The following is a 12,192-nucleotide window of genomic DNA, read 5'->3' on the forward strand; positions in this document are numbered from 1 at the left end:
GTTCACTCCGTGCGTCCGTGAGATCGATGGCCGGCGTCGTGCTGTTGTGCGTGGCATCCGTTGCAGCCGCCTACGAAGATCCACCGACAGTAGGCATCAGTTCAATGGCGAACAACCCCGCGTGGTTCCCGGCGGCGGTGTACAAGAAGGTGCCCCGGGGCAGGAAGTCACTGCTGCTGGAAATGCATGTGGACGCGCGGGGCAAGTGGACGTCGACGAAGGTGATCGAGAGCAGCGGCTGGGAGGCCATCGATGCGGCCTACGTCAAGGCGAGCCAACGCTGGGACTATCAGGCAGCCGTGCGTGACGGCGAACGGGTGGCCGGCGTGATGCGGTTGCCGGTGTCATTCTGCCTGGTGGCGTGCGAGCCGGTGCCGGCGATAACCTCTACCGAGCAAGCTGCAGTCGAGCCGCAGGACACGCCGGCGGAGCTGGACCTGTCCTCGCGATACGGCAAGGCCCCGATCTATCCGGGTCAGGCGTATCGGGACGGTTTGGAGGGCGAGGCGATCGTGGTGTGCCATGTGGCCGCCGACGGCACGCTTGCTGATGCCGTCGTGGAAACAAGCAGCGGCTGGGCCGTGCTGGATGAGGCGGCACTGGTGGCAGTGAAAAAATGGACGTACACCGCTGCCAGGAAGAATGGCGTGCCGGTGCCGGGACAGGTCCGGATCCCGGTGAGCTTCAAGCAACCGTGAAGCGCATACTGCAGCGCCACGCCCCATGAATTTCCTCCAGGTCGAGCTGCACCGGGACGTGGCCAAGAGCGGCGCTGCCCGATGCGGTAGTGCCGGCTGCTGGCCGATGCCCCGTTGAAACGAAGAACCCCCGGTGAGTGCCGAGGGGTTTTTGTTGTGCGAATGATGTCTGGTAGTGCCGGCCGCTGGCCGGCAGATGCGCGGGGTCGGACGCGTTGCCGGCCAGCGGCCGGCACTACCGGGGCCGTCAGGCCTGGGTGACGGCGGCCGATTCCTCGGTCACGGCCGGCGTGTCTGTCGGCAGCTCCGGTTCCGCGGCCGTTTCCGGCAGCACACCGTGGTCGGGGAACAGGCGCGGCAGCTCGGCGACGAAGCGGACGATGCAGGCTTCGGCGAACTCACGCGATGCAGCTTTCGCCTTGGCGTAGTCGTCGGCCTGCCATTCCTGCAGCGGAGCAACCCGCGCCTCGTCCTGGCAGTGCACGCCCTGGCCGCCACTGGCGCTGCGGAACAGCTTGCGCACCAGCGGGAAGCCGATGGTTACATCGTGGCGCAGCTCATACGGGGTCTCTGCGTCGCTGAGCTTCTGGTACACCAGCGACCACTGACCGGCGCTGGCTTCCACGGTGCGCTCGTCACTGGGAATGGCGCCGGGATGGGCCGCAAAATAGAGTGCCAGCTGCTCGCGGATCATGCCGGGTAATGCGCCGAAGGCCGGGCTGGGCACGGATTGAATGTCGTCGCCACGCACGTTGTTCTTGCTGAAGCTGTTGCTGGTGCCGATGTCACCCACGCCAGTGACGAACGCCAGAGCAGACAGACCGACCTTGGCCGCGGTGACGGCAGCGGTGTCGGCGCGCATTACCAGGCGCAGAACGTAGTCACCCTGTCGATTGCCATTGGGCCCAAGTCCCAGACCGGAGGTGACCTTCACCCGCTGCAGGCTGCTGAGGTCCGAGGCGGGCGCCGCAGCCGCTGCAACATTCTCGGCGGCAGGTTCGGCGACGGCCACGGTTGCCGGTGCTTCATCAACGGATACAGCAGCCGTGGATACAGTGTCCGATGCTACGGGCGCCAGCGCGGCATCCGTTGCCGGATCGGGCGCTGCCACGGTCGTGGCCACGGCGGCGGCAGCGGGCGTGGGTGCGGGCGCTTCGTCGATGGCATGGGCCGAGGGGGCCAGCAGCAGGCTGGCCGCGATCGCGACGGTGAGGCAGGTTGGGCGTAATGCCACGATGGTACTCCTTGGGAAAACGGGTGCTAGGTGCAGGACGCACCTGGTGGTCGAAGCCCGCTGACAGCGGCGGGCCAGCGGGCAGCAGCTCAGTGCGCCGCGAATTCCTTGATCGGGAACACCTTGCAGCGGCTGACCGCAGTGGCGATGTCGAGCGGAGCATCGGCGGCGGCATTGCGGCGCTGGTTCACTGATGCCGCTTCCTCCCACAGACTGGGCAACACCTGCGGTGCATCCAGTACGCGTTGGCGCACGGCATCGTGCAGGACGCTGCTGTAGTCCGTGGCCGGTACCACCACGCACAGGCGCGTGCCGGGCTTGCTGCTGGCCTGCTGCAGCATCTGCTGCAGTGCCTCGCTGCTGCCCGTATCGTCACTCAGCTGCTTCGGCGCGCTGCTCTGGTTGGCATCCTGGATCTGCAGCTGGCCGGGGCTGAACAGCAGCACCTGCATGTCCTGGCGTGGCTCGATGCGGACCGGCGCGCGGGTGCCCTCACAGATCGTGGGGGTCGCCCGTGACTGCTGCGGTGTCATGCTGCCGTCGGCATGCACCTGGCGGATATGCAGCCGACAGATCTTGTCGGCCACTTCAAATTCCACTTCGTAATCCTGGCCGGGCCTGGCCACGAACTGGCCCGACAGCTTGCCGTCGCAGTACAGGCGACTGCTTGCGTCGAAGCGTGCCTCGAAGATCAGCGGCTTGCCACCGGGTACTTCGTATTCCTGGTAGCTGAGCATGGAGAACCGCTCGTTCTCCTTGCTGCGCAGGGTTTCCGTGACGGGGATGCCGAGCACGCCCTTGTCGCCGGCGTTGTTGTACTTGACGTCGATCCTGTCGCGGTAGTCTTCGCGGCAGGCGGCGTCGGTGTACAGGGTGGTGGTCCGCCCCAGGGCGGCGTAGACGCGCACCCGTGCCGGCGGCGCGGCGCCGTCAGCGTAGGCCGTAAGGTCTTCACCTGCCAACGGGCGCGGGTACATCGCGGGGATTCTCTTGACCAGCTTCTCGATGCATTTCATCGTGATCAACTGTGCGGCCGCCTTGAGCCGCGCGTAATCATTGGCTTGCCATGCGTCCAGAGTCGCCCGGTTGTCGCTGTCATTGCAGCTGATGATTTCCGCCAGCGTGCCGTCGGCACGGCGCTGCTGGATGGTGCTGGAGTGATTGAGGCGGTAGAGGGGATCCTTCCGCGTGTTGCCCTGGTGCACCAGGGCCCATCTGTCTGCATTGAAGCGCAGGGTGCTGGCTTGGTTGGGGACAGCGTCGGGGACGTGCCTGAAGTACCCGCCAACCAGTGCCTTGGCCACCGACGGCATGAGGGTGATGGCGGGGCTGGCCTGGCTCTCGACGATGCTGCCGGGCAGGGCATTACGCCGGAAGTAGTCCGGCTCATTGCCGCTGAAGAGCAGTGCCAGCCCCTTCGGGGTGAGCGCCTCGCTGTCATCGGGGGTAACGATGCGCAGTGCTACATCCGGTGCGTGGACACGCTGCGATCCGGTATCCGGACCGCTCTGGATCTGGACGCGCTCGGTCCAAGGTGCGGCACCATCGGTGACGGGGGCAGTGGCCGGTGTGGCCTGCGGCGATGACGGCAGCCCGTCAGCGGCGGCCACCAGCGGGGCCAAAAGCACGGTAGCCAGTAGCGAGGTTCGGGTAGGAATACGGCGCGGGGCCATGGTCAAGCTCCTTGAAGAACAAAACAGCCATGCCGGCCCTTCCGGGGCCGGCGTTTGGAAGACAGGGTGAGGCGGTGCGATGCGGTGGACGGTCAGCCGCGGGCCAGCGCCAACAGCCGTTCCGCAATGCGTTCCAGTGGCACCTGTTCCTCAGCCGCGCCGAGCTTGAAGGCCGCACCGGGCATGCCCCAGACCACACTGGTGGCTTCGTCCTGCACCAGCGTGGGGGCGCCGGCCTGGCGCATTTCCAGCAGACCGCGCGCGCCGTCGTCACCCATGCCGGTGAGGATGGCGCCGATGGCATTGCCGCCAGCGCTCTGTGCCACCGAGCGGAACAGCACGTCCACCGCCGGCTTGTGCCGGTTCACCGCCGGGCCGTCATCGACACGGCAGCGCCAGCGCGCACCGTCGCGGATGATCCGCAGGTGCTTGCCGCCGGGCGGCAGGTAAGCGTGGCCGGGCAGCACTGCTTCGCCATCGCTGGCTTCGCGTACGGCCATGGCCGAATGGCGGTCCAGACGCTCGGCGAAGGCGGTGCTGAAACTGGCGGGCAGGTGCTGGGTCATCACCACCGCGGGACCGTCGGCGGGCATGCCTTCCAGCACTACGCGCAGTGCTTCGGTGCCACCGGCCGACGAGCCGATGGCGATCAGACGATCGGTGGTGCGGAACTGCGTTGCTGCCGGACGCACGGCAGGAGCGGCGTCCAGCGTGAGTTTGGGTGTGGCCACGCGCACCAGCGGGCGCACCCGTGAGCGCGCAGCCATCTTGACCTTGGCGATGATTTCATCGGCATAGGCCTGCAGGCCGCGGGCCACATCGAGCTTGGGCTTGGAAACGAAGTCCACCGCGCCCAGACCCAAAGCCTGCAGGGTGGTGTCAGCGCCGCGCTCGGTCAACGAGGAGATCATCACCACCGGCAGCGGGTGCAGCCGCATCAGGTTTTCCAGGAACGCGAGGCCATCCATGCGTGGCATTTCCACGTCCAGGGTGATTACGTCCGGGGCCAAGCGCTTGATCTTCTCGCGGGCCAGCAGCGGGTCGGCGGCAGTACCGACCACATCGATGGCCGGATCGCTGGACAGGATTTCGGTAAGCATCTGCCGTACGACCGCGGAGTCGTCGACGATCAGGACCCGGCAGGGGGCGTTGCCGGTCAGGGTCATTCGAACAGCTCCACGCCACCCGTGACCGGGGCCTTGGACAGGCGCGCGCGCACGGCCGATTCGGTCGCGGCCACTTCGGCTTCATGGGCGTGCGGCAGGCGCTGCACAACCACGCGACCGGTATCGGCGAAGAACCAGATCTTGCGCGGATGGATGCCGCACAGGTCTTCGGCGAGGATCGGGATGTGCTCGGCCTGCAGGTACTGGCGCACGAACTCGGCGTTGCGCGTGCCTACCGGATTGCTGGTGAAGCCCTTCAGCACGTTGGCGCCACCGAATACCTTGGCCTCGATGCGCTTGCGGTGGGCGCCACGCTTGAGCATGTCGTTGATCAGCAATTCCATTGCATAGCTGCCGTAGCGCGCGGGTGCGCCGTCGCCAGCGTTGCCTTCAGGCAGCAGGAAGTGGTTCATGCCGCCGATCTTCAGTACCGGGTCGCGCAGGCACGCCGCCACGCACGAACCCAGCGTGGTGGTCAGCGCGGTGGTGTCATCCACTACCAGGTACTGGGTGGGCAGCAGCTTGGCGGCGATGGTCTTGAAGCGTGCGTCCTGGTACCGCATCACATCGTCGGTGCGCAGCGCAGCATTCATGCGCCGGCTCCCTGTGCGCGACGGTACAGGGTGCGGCCGCAGGGTTGGATCAGATCGGCGGCGTGCAGGTAGTTCTCCGAGTGGCCGGTGTAGAGCAGACCGTCGTCGGCCAGATGGTTGACCAGGCGGCCAAGAATCGCGCGCTGGGTCGGCTTGTCGAAGTAGATCATCACGTTGCGGCAGAACAGCGCATCGAATGGGCCGCCGACGTCGTAGCGCGGCGCCAGCAGGTTCAATGGGCGGAACTCGATCAGCTCGCGCAGCGCCGGCAGCACGCGGCACTGGCCTTCGTTGGGACCACTGCCGCGCTGGAAGTAGCGGCGGCGCAGGTCCGGATCGAGGCCGGCGACACGGTCGATGTTGTAGACACCGCGCCCGGCGGTGGCCAGCACCTGGGTATCGACGTCGGTGGCGACGATGCGCACCGGCGGCTTGAGGGTGCCGAACGCTTCGCAGGCGGTGATCGCCATCGAGTAGGGCTCCTCGCCGGTGGAGGCGGCGCACGACCACAGCAGCAGCGGACCGCGGGTGTTGCGCTGCTGCAGTTCCTCGCGCAGCTTGTCGAAATGGTGCGGCTCGCGGAAGAACGCGGTGAGATTGGTGGTCAGCGCATTGGTGAATGCCTGCCACTCGTCACCATCGCCTTGTTCCAGATGGTCCAGGTACTGCTGGAAGCTGCGCATGCCCAGCGTGCGCAGGCGGCGCGACAGGCGTCCGTACACCATGTCGCGCTTGGCCGGGGCGAGGGCGATGCCCACGCGCTGGTAGATCAGGTCGCAGACGCGGCGGAAATCACGGTCGGCGAACTCGAATTCGCGCGTACCGCTGACGATGGGGGTAGGGCTCTGCACGGGTGACGTGTCCATCGGCGGGGCGGCGGCCGCAGCCGCCGCGAGGATCAGAATTCCTGCCAGTCGCCGTCGTTGGAGACGACGGTGCTGGAGTGGGTACGGCGGATCGGTGCAGGCGTCGACAACGGCCGCGAAGGCGCAGGGCTGGCGGCCTTCGGCGCGACCTTGGCGGTCACCGCCTTCACTGCGACGGCAACCTGGTTGTCGAGGCGGAAGATCGCCACGGCGTCGGCCAGTTGCGCGGCCTGTTCCTCCATCGCCCGTGCAGCAGCGGTGGCTTCTTCGACCAGCGCGGCGTTCTGCTGGGTGGTTTCGTCCATCTGCACTACGGTCTGGTTGACCTGCTCGATGCCGGCCGACTGTTCCTGCGAGGCGGCGGAGATCTCGGCCATGATGTCGGTCACGCGCTGCACCGAGGCGACGATCTCGCCCATGGTGCTGCCGGCCTGGTGGACCAGGCTGGAGCCTTCGGCGACCTTGCCGACCGATTCGTCGATCAGGCCCTTGATCTCCTTGGCGGCGGCGGCCGAGCGCTGGGCGAGGGTACGCACTTCGCTGGCGACCACGGCGAAGCCACGGCCCTGTTCGCCGGCACGGGCAGCCTCGACCGCGGCATTCAGCGCCAGGATGTTGGTCTGGAAGGCGATGCCGTCGATGACCGAGATGATCTCGGCGATCTTCTTCGAGGACGCTTCGATGGCCGACATGGTGGTGACCACCTGGCCAACGACGCTGCCACCCTGCGAGGCCACGCCATGCGCGCCGATGGCGAGCTGGTTGGCTTGGCGCGCGTGTTCGGCATTCTGGCGCACGGTGGAGGTCAGTTCCTCCATCGAGGCGGCGGTTTCTTCCAGATTGGCCGCCTGCTGTTCGGTGCGACGCGACAGGTCGCTGTTGCCCGAGGCGATTTCGCCGGCCGACAGGGTGATGCTGGAAGCACTGAGCTGGATCTGGCCGACGATCTGGGTCAGCTGGCTGACCGTGGCGTTGGCATCGTCACGCATGCGCGCGAACACACCCTGATAGTCACCGTGCATGCGCGCGGTCAGGTCGCCGTCGGCGATGGACGACAGCAGCTGCGAGAGCTTGCCGAGGTTGTCATCACTGACCGCCATCATGGCGTTGAGGTTTTCCAGCATCGTGCGGAAATCGTGATCGAAGCGCTGGGCATCGCCACGCTGGCTGAAGTCGCCCGCGGCTGCGGCACTGGCCAGCTGCTTGATCTCGGCATTGATGCGGCCGAGGTTGGCCTTGACCGTGTCGACGGTCGTGGTCATCGCCGCCTTCTCGCCCGGGTAGCGGGCGATGTCGCCGCTGAGGTCGCCGACGGCGTACTGCTGCACCACGTTAAGTACATCGTGCAGGGTCTGCACGTGGCCACCGACCAGGGCGTTGGTTTCCTGCACCATCAGCCCGTATTCGCCGGGGAAGGCGCTGGCGTCGATACGGTAGCTGAGCTCGCCGCCATCGTGACGGCGTGCCATCTCGCGCTGGCCGCTGATGACCGCGTGCAGCTGCTGCTGCATGCGCGACATGGCGTCGAGCAGGCGACCGGTTTCGTCATGCGGTTGGGGACCGATATGGCTGTCCAGCTTGCCACCGGCGATGCCTTCGGCCACGGCGGTGGCCTGCTTCAGCGGCCGCGCGATGCGGTTGCCGATGACCCAGCTCAGGGCCAGCACGATCAGCACCAGCACGCCGCCGGCCAGGGCCATGATGGCGGTGAAGACCAGTGCCTGCTGCTGCACGTCATCCATGTAGACGCCGCTGCTGACCACCCAGTTCCAGGGCTTGAACAGGCCGGCGTAGGCCACCTTTTCCACCTCGCCCTTTTCGCCGGGCTTGGCCCAGCGGTAGGCGACGAAACCGCCGCCGGCCTTGGCCGCTTCGATCTGGTCGTAGTAGATGCGGATGCCATCGGCGGTACGGAAATCCTTCATGTCCTTGCCCACCAGATCCTTGCGGAACGGGTGCATGAGCACGTGATAGCCGGTGTCGTAGATGTTGTAGTAATAGGTATCGTTGTGCGCGCGCATGACTTCCAGCGCCTGCAGCGCTGCGGCTTTTGCGGCTTCTTCGCTGAGCTCGCCGGTTCCGGCGAGGCGATGGTAGTGGTCGAGGATGCCGTAGCTCAGCTCGACCTGGGTCTTCAGCGAAGACTTGCGGGTATCGGTCAGGTCCAGGTACTGCATGCGGGCAGCGATCACCGAGAGCGCGATCACGCCCAGCGCGATCAGCAGCGTGAGCAGATTGAGCTTGCGTCGGACGGAGAGATTGCTGAAGTAGTGTTGCCAGCGATGCAGGAGATTCATCGAGCAGGACCCGGGTCGTGGTGGGTGGGGGCGCCGATGCTTAGCGGGAGCAGCGGTGTCATGACCGTTATCGGCCGCGGGGGCGGGGGATTGAGGCGGGCTGTTCGAACGTATTCAGGTTTCCTTGCAGCGGCGGCTGCGGCGCTGCCTGCGGCAGGCTTTGAAGCAACAGCAACAGCAACAGCAACAGCAACAGCGCTCATGACTCTGTGTTGATACGTGCTGGTATGGGTCGGGGCGGCCAGGCGGGACACGCCGTAAACCCATCCATGGGGGCTCGATGGCGCCATCCATGGCGCCAACGGTCCCGCCTGACCGCCCCGACCCATCCCTTCGGGTTTCACTAGCTCGGACGGCAAGAGCGTTGTTGTCATCGGGTGGAAAGAGGGGTCAGATCCGTTTTCCTGCGGAAAACGGATCTGACCCCGGAAGCGCTGCAGCTGTGGCTTTGCTCTTTGCTTTTCTTTCTTCAATCCGGGGTGGACGCGCACGGAAAGTGTCCGTGGCCGGGAGGGTGGGTTGCGCAGGGGTGTCCGCGGCATGGATGCCGCGGCCAAGCCCCCAGGGATGGGTTCACGGCGTCCCCTGCGCGACCCACCCTCCCGGCCCAAGCGAAGGAAATCCGCCGCTCTCCACGACCACCCCGAGGGGCTTCGCCGTTGGCTGGATAATCAGATACTCCGTAAACGAAAACGCCCCGGCGCAGGGCCAAGGCGTCTTCGTACGTCAGGTCGGGCAGGAATCAGAATTCCTGCCAGTCTCCGTCGGCCAGTTCGGTCACTGCCGGGCGACCGCCGCTGACGCGCCGGGCCGGCGGTGCCATCGGCGCTGGTGCTGCCGGTGCAGCAGCACGCGGTGCCGGCGTGCGGGCGGCGACCACGACTTCGGCTTCGTCGACCACGAAGATCGATACCGCTTCGCTCAGATGGCCCGCCTGTTCTTCCATCGCACGTGCGGCGGCGGTGGCTTCTTCCACCAGCGCGGCGTTCTGCTGGGTGGTTTCGTCCATCTGCACCACGGTCTGGTTGACCTGCTCGATGCCGGCGCTCTGCTCCTGCGAGGCAGCGGAGATCTCGGACATGATGTCGGTCACGCGCTGCACCGAGGCGACGATCTCGCCCATGGTGGCGCCAGCCTTGTGCACCAGCGCCGAGCCATCATTGACCTTGCCGACCGAGTCGTCGATCAGGCCCTTGATTTCCTTGGCCGCTGCGGCCGAGCGCTGGGCGAGGGTGCGCACTTCGCTGGCGACCACGGCGAAACCGCGGCCCTGTTCGCCGGCACGGGCGGCTTCCACTGCGGCATTCAGCGCCAGGATGTTGGTCTGGAAGGCGATGCCGTCGATGACCGAGATGATTTCTGCGATCTTCTTCGACGAGGCCTGGATGGCCGACATGGTGGTGACCACCTGGCCGACCACTTCGCCACCCTGCGAGGCCACACCGTGCGCGCCGATGGCGAGCTGGTTGGCCTGGCGGGCGTGTTCGGCGTTCTGGCGCACGGTGGAGGTCAGTTCCTCCATCGAGGCAGCGGTTTCTTCCAGGTTTGCAGCCTGCTGCTCGGTACGGCGTGACAGGTCGCTGTTGCCGGACGCGATTTCACCCGCGGCCGAGCTGATCGCACGGCTGGACTGCTTGATGCGGGTGACGATCTCGCTCAGCTGTGCGGCGGTGGCGTTGGCGTCGTCACGCATGCGGGCGAACACGCCCTGGTAGTCGCCATGCATGCGCACGGTCAGGTCACCCTGCGACAGTGCGGCGAGCAGGCCGGAAATCTGTTCGATGCTGCCCGAGTTGGCGTCCAGCAGGCCGTTGATCTGCTGGGCCAGCTGCAGGAAGAAGCCTTCCTTGTCGTTGGCATCGATGCGACCGGACAGGTCGCCGGCAGCAGCCTGGGCGATCACCCGTGCCACTTCTGCCTCGACCTGCGCTTCCTGGGTGCGGTCGCGCCATTCCACCACGTAGCCGACGGTGTCGCCGTCTTCGTTGCGGATGGTCGACACCACCTGGGCGAACTGTGCGTCGCCGTACTGCATCGGGCGGCGGGCAACGCCATGCTGCTTGAGATTGGCCAGCAGGGTGTTGTCCATCTCGCCACGGTGCTCGAGCACGGTGACCGGTTTGCCGACCAGCGAGGCGTGGACGTCGAAGTCCGGCAGGTCGCGGCGCAGCTCGTCCTGGTACTGGGCGAGGGTCTGCTGCAGGGCGCGGTTGCTGTAAACGATGGTGTTGCTGGGGTCGGTCAGGTAGACGCCGGTCGAGCTGTAATCCAGCGCGGTGCGGATGCGCAGGTTCTCGCGGGCGATGGCCTGGTCGGTTTCGGTGCGCTCGCGCAGGTCGCGCTGCATGCGCTGCATGGCTTGCATCAGCTCGCCCACTTCGTCCTGGCGGCTGACGTCGATGTGACCATCGAGCTTGCCACCGGCGACGTCGTTGGCCACCGAGACGGCGCCACGCACGCTGCCGACCAGGGCGCGGGCGAACAGCCACACCAGCACCAGGCCGAGTGCGGCGCCGCCGAGCAGGGCGATCACGGTCAGCACGGCCGAGGCGGAGTAGGTGGAGGCGGCTTCGTCGCGCGAGGCGCGGGCGAGGCGGTTGTCTTCGGCGATCAGCGCTTCCAGCGCGGCGCCAGCCTTGCGGTGCTTGGTGCGGGTCTCGCCGACGAAGGTGTCGATCGCATCGTCGGGCAGGTCCAGCTCCAGCATTTCGGTGACGCTGTCATAGGAGGCCAGCGCGTCCTTCCAATCCTTGGCGAAGGTGTCGAACAGCTTCTTCTGCTGGGCGTTGTCGACCAGCTTCGGATAGTCCTTGATCGACGTGTCCATGCTGGTGCGCAGTTCGGCGGCCTGCTTGCGGGCGTCAGCCTTGACGTCGTCGCTGGCGCGGATCAGCTGCTGGTAGGCGCTGTTGCGGTACTCGCCGAGCATGCCGCGCATCTCGCCGGCCATGCGGATGCTCTCCATGCGTGAACCGGCAAGCTCGGTGGTCACGTTGTTCAGCGAATGCAGACCACGGTAGGCGACGATGCCCTGCAGCAGCATCACCAGCAAGAGGACACCGAAGGTCAGCATGAGCTTCGGCATCAGTTTCAGGTTGTTGATCCACGGCATGGGCGTTGCGATCTCCTAAGGCAGACGCGGCCGGGCGCTGGGCCCGGTTGCAACAGCCACGCCGGCACGCTGGCCGGCGCGGTCTGACGGACAGCGGATTACTTGATGTTGGCCAGCTTCAGGCTGGACGGCGAGCTGACTTCGATTTCCGCACGCGACGCATCGCGCTGGATCTTGCCGATCACGCACACGGTCTTGCCTTCCAGGGTTTCCAGCGGGAAGGAGAACTTGCCGCGGTTCTCGCCTGCGATACGGGCAGAGAAGGTGTGGCGCGGGAAGGCGCCGCCCATGTACAGGAAGGTCGGCTGGCCTTCGGAACCTTCTGCGAAGCGGGCCTTTTCGACCTTGCCGCAGACCATGCCGTCCTTGCCGACGGCGCGCGGCGCCATCTCCGGCGGAATCATCTCGGCCGACTGCGCGAAGGCGGAGGACGCGGTGGTGGCCAGGACGGCAGCCGAAACGAACGCAAGCAGGGACTTCATCGGGGTGATTCTCCGGGGATGGTGATGGTGGATCCGGTCCTGCGCGCTCCTGCGCGACCGGCTTCTGTCCC

The 12,192-nt window shown here is 66.4% G+C and carries 9 protein-coding genes; 1 reads left to right on the plus strand and 8 read right to left on the minus strand.

All coding sequences use genetic code 11. The features are described 5' to 3' along the window. Positions 1-26: 26 nt before the first annotated feature. The gene (locus ACQ5SA_RS00935; protein ID WP_353100513.1) at positions 27-698 is read left to right on the plus strand and encodes an energy transducer TonB; all 672 of its coding nucleotides are present in this window, start codon (positions 27-29) and stop codon (positions 696-698) included. A gap of 247 nt (positions 699-945) precedes the next feature. On the opposite strand, the gene ACQ5SA_RS00940 is transcribed toward ACQ5SA_RS00935, so the two are convergent. The 8 genes from ACQ5SA_RS00940 to ACQ5SA_RS00975 form a co-directional block, all read right to left on the minus strand. Further along, positions 946-1,932, minus strand: coding sequence for a hypothetical protein (locus ACQ5SA_RS00940; RefSeq protein WP_353100512.1), 987 nt, complete (start codon positions 1,930-1,932; stop codon positions 946-948). 89 nt (positions 1,933-2,021) lie between these two features. After that, complete coding sequence (locus ACQ5SA_RS00945) at positions 2,022-3,605, minus strand: hypothetical protein (RefSeq protein WP_353100510.1); 1,584 nt, start codon at positions 3,603-3,605, stop codon at positions 2,022-2,024. A gap of 92 nt (positions 3,606-3,697) precedes the next feature. Next, entirely contained in the window at positions 3,698-4,771 is a 1,074-nt protein-coding gene (locus tag ACQ5SA_RS00950; RefSeq protein ID WP_353100508.1) for a protein-glutamate methylesterase/protein-glutamine glutaminase, read from the minus strand. Next, a complete protein-coding gene (gene cheD, locus ACQ5SA_RS00955; RefSeq protein WP_230111154.1) occupies positions 4,768-5,364 on the minus strand; it encodes a chemoreceptor glutamine deamidase CheD in 597 nt (198 codons plus the stop codon). Before cheD ends, ACQ5SA_RS00950 begins: the two co-directional genes overlap by 4 nt. Then, positions 5,361-6,230 (minus strand): CheR family methyltransferase, encoded by an 870-nt coding sequence (locus ACQ5SA_RS00960; protein WP_230111156.1) that lies wholly within the window; start codon positions 6,228-6,230, stop codon positions 5,361-5,363. Before ACQ5SA_RS00960 ends, cheD begins: the two co-directional genes overlap by 4 nt. Positions 6,231-6,262: 32 nt before the next feature. Then, entirely contained in the window at positions 6,263-8,527 is a 2,265-nt protein-coding gene (locus ACQ5SA_RS00965; RefSeq protein ID WP_230111158.1) for a methyl-accepting chemotaxis protein, read from the minus strand. A 742-nt stretch (positions 8,528-9,269) separates the two neighbouring features. Continuing rightward, positions 9,270-11,639, minus strand: a complete 2,370-nt coding sequence (locus ACQ5SA_RS00970; RefSeq protein ID WP_499312105.1) for a methyl-accepting chemotaxis protein — start codon at positions 11,637-11,639, stop codon at positions 9,270-9,272. A 98-nt stretch (positions 11,640-11,737) separates the two neighbouring features. Further along, positions 11,738-12,121, minus strand: coding sequence for a hypothetical protein (locus ACQ5SA_RS00975; RefSeq protein ID WP_025878966.1), 384 nt, complete (start codon positions 12,119-12,121; stop codon positions 11,738-11,740). Positions 12,122-12,192: the final 71 nt, after the last annotated feature.

Origin of the sequence: Stenotrophomonas indicatrix (assembly GCF_050573115.1) — a bacterium.
Taxonomy (GTDB): Bacteria; Pseudomonadota; Gammaproteobacteria; order Xanthomonadales; family Xanthomonadaceae; genus Stenotrophomonas; species Stenotrophomonas lactitubi_A.

Excerpts from the sequence above, each read along its gene's own strand:
- ACQ5SA_RS00935 (WP_353100513.1), top strand. The coding sequence starts at position 27 with ATGGCCGGCGTCGTGCTGTTGTGCGTGGCATCCGTTGCAGCCGCCTAC.
- ACQ5SA_RS00945 (WP_353100510.1), bottom strand. The coding sequence starts at position 3,605 with ATGGCCCCGCGCCGTATTCCTACCCGAACCTCGCTACTGGCTACCGTG.
- ACQ5SA_RS00950 (WP_353100508.1), bottom strand. The coding sequence starts at position 4,771 with ATGACCCTGACCGGCAACGCCCCCTGCCGGGTCCTGATCGTCGACGAC.
- cheD (WP_230111154.1), bottom strand. The coding sequence starts at position 5,364 with ATGAATGCTGCGCTGCGCACCGACGATGTGATGCGGTACCAGGACGCA.
- ACQ5SA_RS00960 (WP_230111156.1), bottom strand. The coding sequence starts at position 6,230 with ATGGACACGTCACCCGTGCAGAGCCCTACCCCCATCGTCAGCGGTACG.
- ACQ5SA_RS00965 (WP_230111158.1), bottom strand. The coding sequence starts at position 8,527 with ATGAATCTCCTGCATCGCTGGCAACACTACTTCAGCAATCTCTCCGTC.
- ACQ5SA_RS00970 (WP_499312105.1), bottom strand. The coding sequence starts at position 11,639 with ATGCCGTGGATCAACAACCTGAAACTGATGCCGAAGCTCATGCTGACC.
- ACQ5SA_RS00975 (WP_025878966.1), bottom strand. The coding sequence starts at position 12,121 with ATGAAGTCCCTGCTTGCGTTCGTTTCGGCTGCCGTCCTGGCCACCACC.